Raw genomic sequence first — 15,994 nt, 5'->3', positions numbered from 1 at the left:
GTTATTCAGTCACCACAGGTTGGGTTTGTTTCCACGCTTCAAAGCCGCCATCCATACTGTAGACATCTTTAAAGCCCTGATTGGCGATAACGGTTGCTGCCTGCTGGCTGCTTATACCGTGATAACAAACCACGACGACCGCCTGCTCATTATCAGTCTGCTCGAGAAACTGAGCAAAGTTATCGTTATTGAGTTGTGTTGCCTTTGGCATATGGCCTGCGGCGAACGACTGCGGGTCGCGAATATCCACGACCCGGTAAGCGGACATATTCTCAGCTACGTCCTGCACACTGATGTGCTTAAATTCCGACATAAACCTCTACCAGTTTAAAATGACTTTACCTGACTCTCCCGAGCCCATCTGATCGAAGCCTTTCTGGAAATCATCAATATCAAACTGATGGGTGATTACCGGTGACAAATCCAGGCCGCTTTGCAGTAAAGAAGCCATTTTGTACCAGGTCTCAAACATTTCGCGGCCATAGATACCTTTAACCACCAGCCCCTTGAAGATAACCTGATTCCAGTCAATAGCAACATCTGACGGCGGAATACCCAGCATAGCGACTTTGCCGCCATTGTTCATCTTATCCAGCATATCGCGAAATGCTGATGGCACACCAGACATCTCAAGGCCCACGTCGAAGCCTTCAGACATACCGATTTCGGCCATAACATCCTTAAGATCTTCTTTGCTGACATCCACGGTACGCGTAGCGCCCATTTTCTTTGCAAGCTCAAGGCGATATGGATTGATATCGGTAATTACCACATGACGCGCGCCAACATGACGCGCCACAGCCGCAGCCATCGCGCCGATGGGACCGGCACCGGTAATTAAGACATCCTCACCCACCAGGTCGAATGACAGCGCGGTATGCACAGCATTACCGAACGGGTCAAAAATAGATGCCAGTTCATCACTGATATTGTCAGGGATTTTAAATGCATTAAACGCCGGGATAACCAGGTACTCGGCAAACGCACCGGGGCGATTTACGCCGACCCCTGTGGTATTTCTGCAAAGATGACGACGGCCTGCACGGCAGTTACGGCAATGCCCGCAGGTTATGTGTCCTTCACCGGAAACACGATCGCCAATTTCAAAGCCACGCACTTCCTGGCCCATGCCGACGACTTCGCCGACATATTCATGGCCAACCACCATAGGGACTGGAATGGTTTGTTGTGACCACTCATCCCAGTTGTAGATATGCATATCGGTACCGCAAATAGCGGTTTTGCGAATCTTTATGAGCAAATCATTGTGACCGACTTCCGGCTCTGGGGTGTCCTGCAGCCAAATGCCCTTTTCGCGTTTTGCTTTTACCAGTGATTTCATTCAATCACCCCCATCTCACGTCCTACTTCGATAAAGGCATCAACAGCTTTATCGACGTGTTCAATACTGTGTCCTGCCGACATCTGGGTGCGAATTCGTGCCTCACCCTTTGGCACAACCGGATAAGAAAAGCCGATAACGTATATGCCTTTCTCAAGGAGTTTATCTGCCATTTCACTGGCCTTTTTGGCATCGCCCAGCATAACCGGGATAATCGCGTGATCTTTACCGGCAAGTGTGAAGCCGGCGTCTTCCATACGCTTTCTGAAATGTGACGCGTTTTTCCACAGCTGCTCACGCAGATCGTGGCCGTTAGCCATCATATCAAACACTTTTAGTGAGGCTGATACGATAGGTGGCGCAACAGAGTTAGAAAAAAGATAAGGGCGCGAACGCTGACGCAGCCATTCAACAATTTCTTTTTTACCAGAGGTGTAACCGCCTGAAGCACCACCGAGCGCTTTACCCAGCGTACCGGTAAGGATATCGACGCGATCCAGCACTTCACAGTACTCATGACTGCCACGACCATTTTCACCTAAGAAGCCAGTTGCGTGGCAATCATCCACCATGACCAGCGCATCGTATTTATCCGCCAGGTCACAAATCCCTTTCAGGTTCGCGATAACGCCGTCCATGCTAAATACACCGTCTGTGGCGATGACTTTAAAGCGGGCGCCATCAGCAGTAGCTTGCTTGAGCTGGTCTTCCAGCGCTTCCATATCATTATTGGCATAGCGATAGCGTTTGGCTTTTGACAGACGTACACCGTCGATGATGCTGGCATGATTAAGCGCATCAGAGATAATCGCATCTTCTTTGTCTAAAATCGTTTCAAACAGGCCGCCGTTTGCGTCAAAACATGACGGGTACAAAATAGTATCTTCGGTACCCAGAAAGTCGCTGATTTTTGTTTCAAGCTGCTTGTGAATGTCCTGCGTACCACAGATAAATCGCACTGATGCTACACCAAAACCGTGGGTATCCAGGCCGTCTTTGGCGGCTGAAACTAAATCGGGATGGTTGGCCAGTCCAAGGTAGTTATTCGCACAAAAATTAATTACGTGGTCATTGCCCACTTCAATATCTGCTTTTTGCTGCGAGGTAATAACGCGCTCTTTTTTATACAGGCCGTCTTCTTTAACCTGCTCTATCTGCGAGCGTAAATGTGCAATAAATGCCTCAGACATGCTTATCTCCATTGAGAAAATAAAAGCGTCATTTTAAAGAATGCGGGAGGAAGGGTACACTCTTTCCGTGTTTGTGACGGGTGACGATAAATTTAATTGTAAATAATTCGCCACACCTTAACGGTTTACAGGCTATGACGCATCTGTTTTCCATACACCCTGATGCAGATTTTTGTTCAGTTCTTCCCACAATGCGGCCTCGGGAATAGGCGGGCTGAACAGGTAGCCCTGGCCCTGATGACAACCAAAGCCGGTAAGCATCTCAAATTGCTCCTCGGTTTCAATGCCCTCGGCAATCACCGTTAAGCCCATGCCTTTAACCATTGAAATGGTAGAGGAAACGATACTGCGGTCATCGGCGCTTTCAACCATGCCCGAGACAAAAGAACGATCGACCTTGATGTAATCGGCCGGTAAGGCTTTAAGGTACCCTAAAGACGAATAACCCGTACCGAAATCATCTATGGCAATAAGACAGCCCATCGCCCGGATGGTTTCCAGCGTCGCGGTGGCGCGGTTCATATCCGCCACCAGCGCGGTTTCAGTCAGTTCCAGCTCAATATGCTCAGCCGATACGTTGTAATATGCAATCTGCTGTTCTAAATAGGCAGGTAAAGAACTATCGAGAAATTGCGCCGCTGATACATTGATAGCTATTTTAACATCGGTGAAGCCATTGGCGTGCAATTGCGCGAGCTTACTGAGCGACTGTGAGATAACCCAGTAATCAATAGTCATCATCAGTGATGTGTTTTCCAGCAGCGGAATGAACTCCGCCGGTGAAATAAAGCCTTTTTCAGGATGGTGCCAGCGAATCAGCGCTTCCATACCAACTAAACGCCGTGAAGGCATTTCAACCTGTGGCTGCAGCGCCAGCGAGAAGTGCCCCTGACTTAAACCAATGCGGGCATCGTTTTCCAGCTCTACCCGACGCATCACTTTCTGGTGCATGGTTTTATCAAAGATACAGTACGCAGAGCCGCTCTGCGCCTTCGCCTCATACATCGCAATATCAGCATGGCGAAGCAGATCCACCGCACTGATATCGCCCTTATCGGTGAACGCGATACCGATACTCAGTGAGATATAGAACTGATGAGAGTCAAACTGGATAGGGGCATCGAAGGCCCGTAGCAATTTACTGGCAACGACTTCCAGTTGTATGCGGTTTTCAACGCCAGAGAGCAGGATGACAAATTCATCACCGCCAAAACGTGCCGCCAGATCGCTGTCCCTAAGCGGAGCAGAAAGGCGTGACGCGGCCGCCTTGATAAGCTTGTCGCCCACATCGTGCCCGTGAATATCATTTATGCGCTTAAAGTCATCCATATCCAGGAACAATACTGCCATGGGCTTGGCATTGCGGGTACGGTAAGAGACTTCCTTTTCCATCTGGAACATCAGCATATTGCGGTTTGGCAAACCGGTAAGCACATCGAACATCGCCATATTTTCCAGCTTGGCGGTGGTTTCATTCATTTTTGTATCTATGCGTTCCAGTTCGACCGCTAAATTACTGGCTGCGGTTTCAAGCACATCCAGTTCGTCGGGCAGGCGCTTGGCGGTAAAGTTGATGTTTTGTGTAGAGGCGCGCTTAAATTCATCATAGCGATGCTCGGCCAGCAAAGGTAAACGCCAGCTCAGTGCGATCAGCTTTTTGCGCGAGCGGTTCAGAATCAGGTAAAACAGCACAGCAAACACGGCCAGTATAATAAGCGCACTGCCCACCACCCAGTCCTGATAATTTCTGGCCGACATCACCTGTTGTGTTATATCACGGGTGAACAGGATGTAGCTGTCAGGCAAACGTCCGTCCAGAACCGGTAGCAGGCTGACCAGCATCAGGCGGTTATCGTAGTCTATGCGACTTCCCTGCGCGATGAGACTTTCAATAGTTGTGTTGTCAGGTAGCTGACGCAGGATGTTACTTACATGCTCCTTATTCGAGGCAGACAAGCGGCTGATCACTTCCATCGACGCGGCTTTTTGCTCGCCCCTTACAATGGCTATCCGCTCTACATCCGCAAAGCGTGATAACAACGCGACCAGTTCCTGCGTACCCGATGAAAAGACCAGCACCGCCGGATCGTCATCCTGCACCATCACCGGTATCGCCACATAGCGACGGCAAAGGTGTTCACAGGACGTGGTCATCTGAGGGCGCAGTTCACTGAAGGCGCGCTGGCGCATTGTTGCAACAAAACCCGGCATCGCCGACTCTTCGCCATGTAGCAACATTCCGGCTGCTGAGAACAACCAGATATTGTCTACCTGCAGATAAACTTCTAAGGATGCTCTGGCCCCCTCAATCGAGCTGGTCAGCTCCTTCAGTGTAGCCGGACGGCCGCCTTTGGTTCTTGGAAAGGTTTCTGCCCATAACTGTATGCGATCATCCAGCAGCGTATTAAGCAACTGATAGCGACGCATATTCAGCTGCTGCATCGCCTGGTGCTGTGTTTCTATGGCATTGTTAGACTGCTGAATTAACAGCGAACTGATAAGCGCTGTGATACTTGCCATCATCAGCAGTACCAACAGCATCACTTTAGTCAGAAACGACAGCTTTACCTGCATAACTAGAACCAGTACATCAGCTGCACTGCCCACATTCTCCAGTGCTTATCTACATTTGTGGCAGTTTGCGGCAAAATACGACTAGTGGCACGGGCGGCCCCTTCCACCCAGTGGTGCTCTGCCTGCAAGCGCCAGTTTGGCGCAATATTCCACCTTGCGCCAACCGCATAAGTTCGGGAATATCCATAATAAGAGGGCACGAGTCCACCGCTCATGGCCGACAATGCATGTCCGTCAGGGTCATCTCTATCCAATGTATAGGAATCGTAGCTTGCCAGCGCGCTAAACTTCCTGTTAAACAAGTAGCGCGCCTGTACATACCCCCCCTCACCCGTGCGATCTGTAACAAAAGTTGGTGCGTAGGCGCCCGCGTCTCGTCGTGACTCTGTCACCCATTCAGCACTCAGCTCCCAGAACTCACTGAAATAAATGCCCGAGAAAACAATACGCTCAATCTCGCTTTTGCCGTTAAAAAAGGTTTCCCGTGGTGCGGCATCGTAGCGAAAGTCTGAGCTTAGCCAGCTGGCGCCAAATCGCCAGTTATAAGACGGTGGCTGATAAAACACGCTGAACTGGTGGACATAATCCTGCTTAACCTCGCCCTGTGCGTTGGGACCTAAAAATGCTTCGGTGTCATCGTCATCAAGCGGTGACTTCCCGTAACTCCAGTTTACTTCCCAGACGCCGCTCGCATCGCTTCTTGTAGACTGCACACTGATACCGTCACTGCCCAGAGCGATATCCCGGGAGCCATCGAAATAAACAGATTGCGGCAAAATCGCTGTGGCCCGGGTGTGAGGCACATCGCGACTGGCTGAATATAGCCAGTGACGGTTTTTGAACCGGCCAAGGTGAACATGGGTGGACCAGTTGGCAATATGTGGTGCAGCCCAGTCTAAAAACAAATAATCAACCCTGCCCCCGGCTTCATATCGATTGCCGCCGTTGAGGTAATTAAGCTGACCGACCAGGGCAAGTTGATCGCGGATTTGCCAGCGTCCATTGATTCCGACTTCGGTCAGGTCAGTTGTAATGTCATTGTTATCAGTTAGATAGTCGCTATCAACTGATTGTGTCAGACCCTGCGAAACATAGCCGTGCCATTGTACTTTTTGTACATCCTGAGCCTGTGCGCAGAGTGAGAGGAGAGAAAGAAAAAACAGCCGTTTCATTGCGGGTCGACCTTATCTTGCCGGTTTTGTAATAATTCTTCGCTGGCGTAGCCCACCGCGCCGGGAGTGGCTTTTACTGCGTCGATAAGAGCTTCCTGAGAGGGTACCACCTTGGGTGCATCACCCTGCCCGGAATAAATGATTTGGTTCCAGATTCGTTCAAGCTGATACGGAAACATTTGCAGCATCTGACGACAAAAACGTCGATGCACAGCAGATTCCGTTTTCAGAACAAACACATGAATTTTATTACCGTCTTCCCAGTGTTGTTGCCGGGCGGTAAAGATTGAACGCGCTTCTGTTGGAGTCAGGCTTTGTTTACCTACGGAAGGGTGAAAGACAAACTGCAGGTTATCCTCTGCCGCCCTCACTGAGGTCGCAGATAGCTGAAGCAGTGCAATCAGCGCAATTCCCATTGCGTAATGCACACGTTCCCTAGAAAGTAACCCAAGCAGCCTGGACACCCAGCGCTTCTCCCTGGTTGTGCCGAATTTTCGCATTATGTTAAGTGTAGTTATTGTTTTTGTTTTTGCTTTGCAAACTATCGGCTGCTGGCGGCGCTTACTCTATAATTGCCGCCACTTTCGCCCATACCTGCTCCACGGTGATTAGCGACATGAGATCCTCTCCTTTAGCGCGGGTTCCCCAGCCAAGCTGTTCCCACGATTGTCCTTTTTGTTTTGCGATTACGTCGTCGTATACCGAAACCACATTGTTCAAATTATTATAAGGCCCTGTGCGACGCGGGTTTGAGTGGGCATATAATCCCACTACCGGCGTCCCTTTACAGGCCGCAATATGCGCCGGACCGGTATCGGGTGCAATGACCAGTTCGGCATGACTGAGCAGCGCTGCCATCTGATGCAAACTGGTTTGCCCTATCAGATCGACCAACGCACTTTGCGCATGCTGTTTAATCGCATCACCGGTTTGTCTGTCCAGTGGCGCTGGTCCACCACACAACACAACCCGTAGTCCTCGCTCAGCCAGGTTATCGGCAATTTGTGCATAGCGCTCAGCCAACCAGTTACGTTCAGCCTTGCTCGCCGCAGGACTAATAACAACAAACCTGCCCAGCGCCTGGCGCTGCTGCTCTGCCCAGGCAAGAGCTTCCGGCTCAAGAGGTATATCCCACTGTAGCGGAGCCTCGGGTACGCCGAGCTTGTCAGCAAAATCCATAAAACCATCAAGCACATGGGCATGTTTGGTTGGCGCCACACGTTCGTTGGTAAACCACCAGTGCAGCTCTTTACTGCGCGACCAGTCAAAGCCAATACGTCGCTTTGCATTAATTACCCGAGAAGCCAGGTTGGCCCGTAATGCCACCTGCATCATCAGCAATGCATCGAATGTTTCACCGTCCAGCTCAGCTTTAAGCTTTGCAACTGCTGCCTTTTTTTCTTTTTTATCGAAAATGACAAACCGAACATCGGGTATCAGTCGCACCAGCTGATATTCTATTTTACCGATAACCCAGGTAAGCTGAGCCTGCGGCCAGCGCTGACGAATTCGGGTGACCATCGCCGCGGCATGGGTAACATCACCAATGGCTGATAGCCGGACCAGGCAAATTTTTTTCGTCAATGCGCCTTTCCTCAAATTCTAAAAAGCTTAAACTAATCATTAGAATAGCGAATCTATCACAACATAAAGCATATATGGCTATAATACACCATAAAATAGGTATCGGGCATCATACGTTAGTAAATACCCACTACTTATCTGATACGGATGCGGCGGTATTTTCGCCAAATTACTGGACCAGCCGAGACGCAGTCAAAGGTCAGGCCAAGGGGCGCGGTACAACATTATTTGTACAGCCGGATTCACAGCAGCAATGGGTACTTCGGCACTATCGACGCGGAGGCCTGATCGGTAAGGTACTAACCGATCAGTTCCTGTATGCCGGCCTTCATCGCACTCGCCCTTTTATGGAGTTGCATCTGCTTGATTATATGCAGCAGTGCGGACTGAACGTACCTGTTGGTATTGGTGCGCAGGTTAAACGTTCCGGCCTAATTTACCGGGCTGAGTTGCTGACAATGCGGATTCCTGAAGCCCGCGACCTTCACCATGTGCTCACGGAGCAGCCTCTGGATGATGCAACCTGGAAAGCGGTAGGCAGTGCGATAAGAAAAATGCATGATGCGCAGGTTTATCATCATGACCTGAATGTTCGTAATATCATGCTTGATAAGCAAGAGCAGGTATGGATTATTGATTTTGACCGCTGCGCGAAACGTAACGCCAGCGGCTGGAAAAAAACCAATCTCGAGCGCCTTCGTCGCTCTTTTGAAAAAGAGCTCGGCCGCAGCCTCACCTTTTACTGGGACCAGCAAAACTGGAATACGCTTATAAACGGCTACCAGGATGCGTAAAGCGCATTGCATCCGCTTTAATTAGTCGGTAGTGTGCGGCTTAACTAAGAAATTGATTGTATACCATGCATACCAGAGCAATTTATCCGGGAACATTTGACCCGATTACCAATGGCCATGCTGATCTTATTCAGCGTGCCTCACAGATGTTTTCTCATGTTATTGTGGCAATTGCATCTAATCCCAGTAAAAAACCTGTTTTTACATTGGAAGAACGGGTCCGGCTGATTAAAACCGTGACCGGCGATTTGAATAACGTTGAAGTGCAGGGATTTACCGGCTTGCTGGCTGACTTTGCCGATCAGCAAAATGCTACCGTTCTCATCCGGGGGTTACGCGCAGTCTCAGATTTTGAATATGAATTTCAGTTAGCAAATATGAACCGCCGGCTGAATCCGAAGCTTGAAAGTGTGTTTTTAACACCGTCAGAAGAAAATTCTTTTATCTCCTCTACACTGGTCAAAGAAGTGGCTATGCATCACGGCAAAGTTACTGAATTTTGCCATCCGGAAGTTGAAAAAGCGCTGGCAAAGCGCTTTCACTCAGATAAGAAGTAATTACCGCTGGCAAGACGGGCAGTAAAACGTGTTGCGCTGCCCGATAACAACGCTCTTGATAGGTGTCTGGCAGCTTAAACAAGGTGCTTCTGCTCTGCCGTATACCCGTAGCTTTTGCTTAAAGTAACCCGGATTACCATCACTTTGCGCAAAATCTTTAAGTGTTGTACCGCCCTGCTCTATCGCTTCTGCGAGAACCTGTTTAATAGCAGCGGTTAAAAGCTTATAGCGTTTCGCGCTGACCCTGCCGGCCGCACGTCGAGGGTCAATACCGGCCATGAATAACGCTTCGTTAGCGTAGATGTTCCCCACCCCCACCACGATCGCATTATCCATCACAAAGTTCTTAATGGCCCCTTTGCGTTGCCGCGAGAGCGTATACAGCCTTTCCTCATCAAACGCGTCGGTTAGCGGTTCCGGCCCCAGATTCTGCATTTGTGGTAACTGCGTCCCTTCGGGTTGCCAGAGACAAGCACCGAACCGGCGCGGGTCATTAAAACGAAGGCATTTACCACTGCCTAATACAATATCAATATGATCATGTTTAACCGGCGGCAGCGATGCATCAACAACCCGCAGTTTCCCTGACATGCCTAGATGAAGGACAATGGTGCCGGTCTCAACCTCGATCAGCAGATATTTAGCGCGGCGATTTACATTTAAAACCTGTTGCCCGACTGCCTGCGAAATTTCTGCTGGTACAGGCCAGCGCATTTGCCGTTGCCGCACAACAATATTGGTGATTGTCTGGTCACTCAGCCACGGAGACACCCCCTGGCGACTGACTTCGACTTCCGGTAACTCAGGCATGTGAGAAGCTCTTAGTTGTATTCATTCCACGGTAAGAGTGTGGGCAGTGAGGCATCTTTCAAGGTAAACCACTGGCTTTGGGTTTTGACAAACGTGCGAGCGTCACCAGGGTAAAAAGCGAAAACCTGCCCCTGGCTGTTACCGGCCAGCCATACCACGGCAACATAAGGCTGTGCAGCGGCGACATCCGCCGGCACTGAATCTGTCGGCGCCAGCTGCCCCTGTTGCCAGGCTGCCAGCTGCATATCAGGCGTAACTGATAAGGCAGTATTAAGCTGGGTTTGTCGCCAGCTCTGGCCCGCGCGTTCCAAGCTATAAGGTGTTTGTTCTACTTTTAGGAGATAATCGTCAGGACCCACCAGCGGGCGGGATTGCGGTACGGCAGGCTCAGGCAAGAAAGCATCCAGATTGAACAGAAGGATCATGAAAAGCATTGCGAATATCACAACGTTGTTCATTACTCTGGGAGAAATCCGCGTTTTTGCCATGCATAGACTCTTTACTATCAGCGATATCGCAAAGTGTATAAGAATGCGGATTGAAACGCTATCAGGTGCTAAACGCAAAAAACCCGGCATGGGCCGGGTTTTCGTGGAGACAAAAGCAAGCTTTATTACTTGATTTTGGCCTCTTTGAACATAACGTGCTTACGCACAACGGGATCAAACTTTTTGATCTCCATTTTGCCAGGCATATTACGCTTGTTCTTATCTGTGGTGTAGAAGAAACCAGTACCTGCAGAAGAAACTAATTTGATTTTATCACGCATTGTTTGGCTTCCTTAGATCTTTTCACCACGGGCACGGATGTCAGTCAGTACTGAATCGATGCCTTTTTTGTCGATAATACGCATGCCTTTAGCAGACAAACGCAGTTTAACGAAACGGTTTTCGCTCTCTACCCAGAAACGGTGAGATTGAAGGTTTGGTAAGAAGCGACGACGGGTCGCGTTTCTTGCGTGCGAACGATTGTTACCAACCGTAGGACGCTTACCTGTTACTTGACATACTCTTGACATTGTATTTGTCTCCAGAACAACGATAACTGTCGCGCCAATCGATCCCACCACTTCACTAGTCTCTGGGTCAAATGACGTATTACTATAAATTAGAGGGCGCATTTTATACAGTAAAGCTAGCCAAAATACAAGATAAGCCGCAAAAAAACCTGGTAAATGTCCCTCAGATCGAGATCTCCTCAGATCCGGGCAGCGGATTCTACATCAAAGCCGCTCTGCATTGAAGGAAAAAGCAGCGTTTCGACGATGAATTAATCTGGGATCGGCACAAAATGATCCCTGTTCTTACAGTTTTCACTTAGTTCGTGTCGATGATCTATATCGATAGTGGGTTAAATACTTACCTCGCCCTGCTACCCCATCAGGTATTTTCAGTTTGTGACTTTCCAGGCTGGAACAACGTTCCTGCGCTGAGCAGACTGGTCGGATTATGAACTGTTGTAATAGTTTTGTGTGAAATACGTATGTCAGATTTGCTACAAAGGGCATATATATGCGATAAACATCATTACTATAAGAATAATAAAATATATCGACAGTCATAGGCTGCTTCGATCCAGGAATTTGTGATGTCTGAAAAAGTCCTGTTTGATACTCAGCACTTGTACTATCTGCCTCAATATTTGCCTGTAGCAGCGTTATTGAAGGCCCGTGAGGTTACGTGTGAATTCGTGCTCTATCGCGAAGAAGCGCTCGATAGCGTGAAAGAAAAGGCAGTAAGCGACGCTGGTTTTGAGTATGTTTACCTGGAAGATAAAAGTAGTGGGTTTGATTTCTACAGGCATTCCTCTGCACAGTGGATTATTTTCGGAAACGTCCCGCCTTTTTCAGCGCAACAAAAATACCGCATTCCCGCCAGGCTTGCGCTTATGCAGCATGGCATCGGGCCTAAAGCATGCTATTACGATGTGTCCGAATTTCCTTTTGATGTGCGCTTTGTTGAAGGCCAGGAACGGCTCAAACGTCTGTCGCAACGTTTTCCAGACAAAAAATTTATTGATACCGGGTTCGCAAAATTAGACCCTGTATTTAACAACCAGCAAAGCAATATAAACCTGACAGACCTGGGCCTGGATCCTGGCAAGCCGACGGTTTTGTATGCACCTACATTTTTCCCTTCCAGTATTGAGCATTTCGGCGCCGACTGGCCCGCTTCGTTAGGGGATTACAACCTGATCGTTAAGCCACATTTTTTTAGTCTGACCAAAAGTAAGTATACCGCCCATCGCGAGCGCTTCGATAAATGGGCACAGTTTGATAACGTCTGGGTGACCGGTGTCGCTGATTATAATCTGCTACCGTTCATGCAACTGGCCGATGTAATGTTGTCAGATGCATCTTCTGCTATTTTTGAGTTTGCAGCATTGAATAAACCTGTTGTCTGGTGCGATTTCTATCAGACAAGGTGGAGTTACAAAGGCTTACTTAAGTTCAGGCTAAAGCAGCGCCTGGACCCTGATATAGAGCTTTTTCATAAGCTGACTAAACGCACCAGCGCCGCAAAATATATCGCGCCGGCCGTTGCTGGTTGCCTGAATAATCCTGAGTCAAAACAAAAGGCCCGGCAGGAGCTGGTCAAAAACATGGTAGGGAAAACAGATGGCCAGTGCGGTGCAAGAATTGCGGCGTATCTGACCGAACATATTTAAACACCGGGGACCACTGTGCGCAGAGTAATTACCTTCGGCACCTTTGATGTCTTACATATCGGGCACATAAGAATTTTAAAACGCGCCAAAGCATTAGGTGATTACCTTATTGTTGGCATTTCTTCAGATGAGCTTAACTTTAACAAGAAAGGGCGCAACCCTGTTTATCCTTACCATAGCCGACATGAATTAATTGAGTCGCTACGTTTTGTCGATGAAATTTTTACAGAAGAGTCACTGGAGAAAAAGCGGGAGTATATAAAGGCGCACAACGCTGATGTACTGGTAATGGGTAATGACTGGGAGGGTCGCTTTGACGACCTGAAAGATACGTGTGATGTGGTTTATCTGCCCCGTACCCCGTCAATTTCAACGACTGAAATCATCGAAATCATTAAAGAGCGTTGACCGATCTCGCGAATTTTTTAATAAGAAATGCCGGATGATGCCATACATCATCCGGCTTGCGTTTTATCTGTAAAATGGCGAACGCGGTGCAGTGATATCACTCAAGATTGAAGGTCGGTTAAGCATTTGCCCACCATCTCTAGAGATTGGCACCCATGGGAATCGTCCCCGGCCTTTTGCAGGCTTAAGGACAAATAGATCCAGTGGCACTGAGATATAAAAACCTTTGGTAAAGCTGCCTTCACCATATTCTTCTGCTGAAGCGTCTGTAAACGCCGCATAGGCGCCCACAACGATGCCGCTGTCAAACCGTTTGGCGAAATCAATGTTCACACCTTTGTCTTTTGCCAGAAACTGTCCGGCACTGACGGTCAGCCGCGTATCAGGTAAAAACTCAGGGCGGTAATAGGCTGAGGCAAACCCGGTCAGAACTTTATAATCGAAGAAGTCCCAGTCGTTTTCATAAGAGCGCTGCTGAACGTAGTTAAGGTCTACGCCGAATGACCAGTTGCTGTCTACCGGGCGGTACATCACTTCGCCGCCAACACCGCCGAACATGGTTTCCAGATACCCGCCGTAAGCCTGTGCATACCAGTCATCTGCCACCTTATCAATCCAGCGGCCGTACAGGTTGCTCAACAGCACTTTTGAGCGCGTCACATACTCACGTACATACGTTCTGACCCGTGGCAGGCTTGAGTCAGCCTGGTCCAGGGTGTAATTAAACTTATCATAGTTCTCCAGTAACGTTGCTGAAACGCTGCCGTACAACCCAAAGTTTTGGTTAAATGAATATGCTCCGCCAAAGATAAGGCCGCCCTGGTAAAGATAAAAGTCTTCCGGTCCACCGAAGCTCTGAGTCCAGAAAAAGTCCGTCGAGTAACCAAATCCGGTCACACCTTTAGGATCATACCCGGCCATATCCGCATCTGAAGGCGTGACACGTTCGAATGTCTGCTCAACAGATCGTTCCAGTCCTTCATAGCGCGCTACCGATTTAAAGGCGTCAGCGTCTATTTGGGTGGTGGTCATGGGTAATCCGTTTTGCGTTTCCACTATACGGTACTCTTTTACTGTATCTGGCATTTCTGAAGCCAGTAAGCGCCCTACCCGCTCTGTGGCTTCAACAATATCGCGATAGGCGCGCTGAGAGCCGTATACGGTGACTTTATCATCATTAATATTGGCATCATGAATGTAGAATGCACCGTCGGTAGCTAACTGCCTGGAAAGCTTGGCGCGATTGACATCATTTACTGTTTTAGCGGGTTTAGTGTTAAAAAGCGATTTGGGTGGTTCATCAATTTTAACCTGACTGAAGGTATCCATATTGAAGTTATAGGTAACCCCGAATCCCACCGTATTACCGCGTTGATAGTTCAGTGAAAAGTCGAAGCCTTTATAGCGATAAACGGCGCCGACATTCCAGCGAGTGTCCTGTTCCAGCCGGCCGGCCCGGTCCTGACTGTAATCATTACCTTCAAATTCCAGCTTGAAGCGAAGCGGCTCCCAGGGCGACTGGTATTCTACCCCACCAAAAAATGCCATCGGTCCTTTAAAAAACTGGTCGTAATCAACCTTACCGCCATTGCCCGAATATCCCAACGGACGTGAGCAGTAACTGTCTTTAATTTTACAAAAAGGGTTTGTGATATCATCAGCCCGGCCCATATAGCCCCAGCCGACGCCTAAATGGAAGTCCAGCGGACCCCAGGCTTTACTGGCGCTGACATGCTCACTTTCAAAAAAACCGGTACCGCCGAAGTCGCGAAACCCCAGAGATATCTCAGGCAGATAAAAGCTTTCTTCCCATAATCTGAACTTTACATCCAGACCTTTATCTTTGAGCGTCTGATCGCCACTGAAGCTTTCTTCCTGACTGTAAAGACGAGTACGCACATCAGTATACCGGGCTGTGGCTTCCATCCATGGGTATAGTTGCATGCTTACAGACCAGAAACGGTACTGGTCATTATCCGTATAGCTGATAGCCAGATCCCCTTCCGGGCGCATTCTGGAGGTAGGTGTCTGTATCAACCCGGTGCCGCCCTGCACCATTTGAGATGGGGTGACCGATAGTGATGTATGCTTTTCCTGCGCTACAGCAGCAGATGAAGCTAAAATACTGGCGATAAGTGCAGATAAGTAAGTAGGTTTACCGGATATCATTGAAATACTCTGTTTACTGCTAGTGCCGCGACCTTTTCATTGAGCTCAGACAGCGATGGGGTAAGAAGATAAGAAAACACCGGCACGATAATCTGACTACCGGGCATGATTGACGCATAATCCCGGTTCCAGTAGGCCGTTTCTAACTGACGGATATTACCATCAGGCGCAATCACATAAACAAAATCGGGTTCTGCATCCCCTCTGAGCGGAACAGCCTGGGTATACTGGAAGCCGCTTGCCATGGCACGGTATTTATAGGCGCCGGGCATCTTAACCAGTCCGCCAATGTGAACAACATTAGGCCGGGTGGTTAACGATAATTTATACGCCCCATCCTGTAGCTCTGGATTGTGAGAAATATCCAATCGCGCCACATCATAATTTACAGCCACTCTTACACGCTTGGCGAGCTTCCAGTTTTCAATTTGCTGACGCAAAGCGCGAAGCCCTATAGCGCGTTCGTCTTTAGGCGCCAGTTCTACTGTCAGCGCATCAATCAGCGAAATTACTTCTGCACGCTGAGCCTCTACATCAACAGACAAGTCGTAAAACCGGCTGGCTGGCCAATACCACTGTTGATTAGCAGCAACAGGTGCAAGAACCTGAGAAAGTCGCACAGGCTCTTTATAGCGAAATGCCTGATTATTGATGTCTATTCGGACTTCGGCGCTTACTGAAGCGCTCACAGACACCAGAAAAAGAAGAAAAAGAATTCTGGTCATTG

At 48.8% G+C, this 15,994-nt stretch carries 17 protein-coding genes; 4 read left to right on the top strand and 13 right to left on the bottom strand.

Features of this window, described 5'->3' with window-relative positions:
* Position 1: 1 nt before the first annotated feature.
* The 7 genes from glpE to FBQ74_RS00305 form a co-directional block, all read right to left on the bottom strand.
* Positions 2-313: a thiosulfate sulfurtransferase GlpE gene (glpE, locus tag FBQ74_RS00335; RefSeq protein WP_139754780.1), complete on the bottom strand. Its 312-nt coding sequence runs from the start codon at positions 311-313 to the stop codon at positions 2-4.
* 6 nt (positions 314-319) lie between these two features.
* Positions 320-1,342, bottom strand: a complete 1,023-nt coding sequence (tdh, locus tag FBQ74_RS00330) for an L-threonine 3-dehydrogenase (protein ID WP_139754779.1) — start codon at positions 1,340-1,342, stop codon at positions 320-322.
* Positions 1,339-2,532 (bottom strand): glycine C-acetyltransferase, encoded by a 1,194-nt coding sequence (locus tag FBQ74_RS00325; RefSeq protein WP_139754778.1) that lies wholly within the window; start codon positions 2,530-2,532, stop codon positions 1,339-1,341. The genes tdh and FBQ74_RS00325 overlap by 4 nt, the downstream gene beginning before the upstream one ends.
* Positions 2,533-2,664: 132 nt before the next feature.
* Positions 2,665-5,106, bottom strand: coding sequence for a putative bifunctional diguanylate cyclase/phosphodiesterase (locus tag FBQ74_RS00320; RefSeq protein ID WP_168190578.1), 2,442 nt, complete (start codon positions 5,104-5,106; stop codon positions 2,665-2,667).
* 2 nt (positions 5,107-5,108) lie between these two features.
* Positions 5,109-6,278 (bottom strand): hypothetical protein, encoded by a 1,170-nt coding sequence (locus FBQ74_RS00315; protein ID WP_139754776.1) that lies wholly within the window; start codon positions 6,276-6,278, stop codon positions 5,109-5,111.
* Positions 6,275-6,742 carry a type 2 periplasmic-binding domain-containing protein gene (locus FBQ74_RS00310; RefSeq protein WP_139754775.1) on the bottom strand — a complete coding sequence of 156 codons (468 nt, stop codon included), beginning with the start codon at positions 6,740-6,742 and terminating at the stop codon, positions 6,275-6,277. The genes FBQ74_RS00315 and FBQ74_RS00310 overlap by 4 nt, the downstream gene beginning before the upstream one ends.
* 97 nt (positions 6,743-6,839) lie before the next feature.
* The gene (locus FBQ74_RS00305; RefSeq protein WP_232371951.1) at positions 6,840-7,862 is read right to left on the bottom strand and encodes a glycosyltransferase family 9 protein; all 1,023 of its coding nucleotides are present in this window, start codon (positions 7,860-7,862) and stop codon (positions 6,840-6,842) included.
* 74 nt (positions 7,863-7,936) lie between these two features.
* Here FBQ74_RS00305 and FBQ74_RS00300 point away from each other — a divergent pair, with 74 nt between their 5' ends.
* Positions 7,937-8,656 (top strand): 3-deoxy-D-manno-octulosonic acid kinase, encoded by a 720-nt coding sequence (locus tag FBQ74_RS00300; protein ID WP_139754774.1) that lies wholly within the window; start codon positions 7,937-7,939, stop codon positions 8,654-8,656.
* A 65-nt stretch (positions 8,657-8,721) separates the two neighbouring features.
* A complete protein-coding gene (gene coaD / locus FBQ74_RS00295; protein ID WP_139754773.1) occupies positions 8,722-9,213 on the top strand; it encodes a pantetheine-phosphate adenylyltransferase in 492 nt (163 codons plus the stop codon).
* On the opposite strand, the gene mutM is transcribed toward coaD, so the two are convergent.
* From mutM to rpmB, 4 genes are all read right to left on the bottom strand, one after another.
* Entirely contained in the window at positions 9,214-10,023 is an 810-nt protein-coding gene (gene mutM / locus FBQ74_RS00290) for a bifunctional DNA-formamidopyrimidine glycosylase/DNA-(apurinic or apyrimidinic site) lyase (protein ID WP_139754772.1), read from the bottom strand.
* Positions 10,024-10,034: 11 nt separating this feature from the next.
* Positions 10,035-10,511, bottom strand: coding sequence for a hypothetical protein (locus FBQ74_RS00285; RefSeq protein WP_139754771.1), 477 nt, complete (start codon positions 10,509-10,511; stop codon positions 10,035-10,037).
* 125 nt (positions 10,512-10,636) lie between these two features.
* The gene (gene rpmG / locus FBQ74_RS00280) at positions 10,637-10,792 is read right to left on the bottom strand and encodes a 50S ribosomal protein L33 (RefSeq protein ID WP_013786148.1); all 156 of its coding nucleotides are present in this window, start codon (positions 10,790-10,792) and stop codon (positions 10,637-10,639) included.
* 12 nt (positions 10,793-10,804) lie between these two features.
* Entirely contained in the window at positions 10,805-11,041 is a 237-nt protein-coding gene (gene rpmB, locus FBQ74_RS00275; protein ID WP_139754770.1) for a 50S ribosomal protein L28, read from the bottom strand.
* A gap of 569 nt (positions 11,042-11,610) precedes the next feature.
* Between rpmB and FBQ74_RS00270 the strand changes: the two genes are divergently transcribed.
* Together FBQ74_RS00270 and FBQ74_RS00265 are read left to right on the top strand one after the other, a co-directional pair.
* Complete coding sequence (locus FBQ74_RS00270; RefSeq protein WP_139754769.1) at positions 11,611-12,690, top strand: CDP-glycerol glycerophosphotransferase family protein; 1,080 nt, start codon at positions 11,611-11,613, stop codon at positions 12,688-12,690.
* Between the two features lie 15 nt (positions 12,691-12,705).
* A complete protein-coding gene (locus FBQ74_RS00265; protein ID WP_139754768.1) occupies positions 12,706-13,098 on the top strand; it encodes an adenylyltransferase/cytidyltransferase family protein in 393 nt (130 codons plus the stop codon).
* A 63-nt stretch (positions 13,099-13,161) separates the two neighbouring features.
* On the opposite strand, the gene FBQ74_RS00260 is transcribed toward FBQ74_RS00265, so the two are convergent.
* On the bottom strand, positions 13,162-15,267 hold the full coding sequence (locus FBQ74_RS00260) for a YjbH domain-containing protein (RefSeq protein ID WP_139754767.1): 2,106 nt from the start codon (positions 15,265-15,267) through the stop codon (positions 13,162-13,164).
* Positions 15,264-15,992 carry a capsule biosynthesis GfcC family protein gene (locus tag FBQ74_RS00255; protein WP_139754766.1) on the bottom strand — a complete coding sequence of 243 codons (729 nt, stop codon included), beginning with the start codon at positions 15,990-15,992 and terminating at the stop codon, positions 15,264-15,266. Before FBQ74_RS00255 ends, FBQ74_RS00260 begins: the two co-directional genes overlap by 4 nt.
* Positions 15,993-15,994 lie beyond the last annotated feature (2 nt).

This window comes from Salinimonas iocasae, assembly GCF_006228385.1.
In the GTDB taxonomy this organism is placed as follows: Bacteria; Pseudomonadota; Gammaproteobacteria; order Enterobacterales; family Alteromonadaceae; genus Alteromonas; species Alteromonas iocasae.
Note: the sequence above shows the minus strand (reverse complement) of the source record. Positions and strands in the feature narration are given on the sequence as shown.

Bases quoted from the DNA above. Each gene is read 5' to 3' on its own strand.
- glpE (WP_139754780.1), bottom strand. From the start codon at position 313: ATGTCGGAATTTAAGCACATCAGTGTGCAGGACGTAGCTGAGAATATG.
- tdh (WP_139754779.1), bottom strand. From the start codon at position 1,342: ATGAAATCACTGGTAAAAGCAAAACGCGAAAAGGGCATTTGGCTGCAG.
- FBQ74_RS00325 (WP_139754778.1), bottom strand. From the start codon at position 2,532: ATGTCTGAGGCATTTATTGCACATTTACGCTCGCAGATAGAGCAGGTT.
- FBQ74_RS00320 (WP_168190578.1), bottom strand. From the start codon at position 5,106: ATGCAGGTAAAGCTGTCGTTTCTGACTAAAGTGATGCTGTTGGTACTG.
- FBQ74_RS00315 (WP_139754776.1), bottom strand. From the start codon at position 6,278: ATGAAACGGCTGTTTTTTCTTTCTCTCCTCTCACTCTGCGCACAGGCT.
- FBQ74_RS00300 (WP_139754774.1), top strand. From the start codon at position 7,937: ATGGCTATAATACACCATAAAATAGGTATCGGGCATCATACGTTAGTA.
- coaD (WP_139754773.1), top strand. From the start codon at position 8,722: ATGCATACCAGAGCAATTTATCCGGGAACATTTGACCCGATTACCAAT.
- mutM (WP_139754772.1), bottom strand. From the start codon at position 10,023: ATGCCTGAGTTACCGGAAGTCGAAGTCAGTCGCCAGGGGGTGTCTCCG.
- FBQ74_RS00285 (WP_139754771.1), bottom strand. From the start codon at position 10,511: ATGGCAAAAACGCGGATTTCTCCCAGAGTAATGAACAACGTTGTGATA.
- rpmG (WP_013786148.1), bottom strand. From the start codon at position 10,792: ATGCGTGATAAAATCAAATTAGTTTCTTCTGCAGGTACTGGTTTCTTC.
- rpmB (WP_139754770.1), bottom strand. From the start codon at position 11,041: ATGTCAAGAGTATGTCAAGTAACAGGTAAGCGTCCTACGGTTGGTAAC.
- FBQ74_RS00270 (WP_139754769.1), top strand. From the start codon at position 11,611: ATGTCTGAAAAAGTCCTGTTTGATACTCAGCACTTGTACTATCTGCCT.
- FBQ74_RS00260 (WP_139754767.1), bottom strand. From the start codon at position 15,267: ATGATATCCGGTAAACCTACTTACTTATCTGCACTTATCGCCAGTATT.
- FBQ74_RS00255 (WP_139754766.1), bottom strand. From the start codon at position 15,992: ATGACCAGAATTCTTTTTCTTCTTTTTCTGGTGTCTGTGAGCGCTTCA.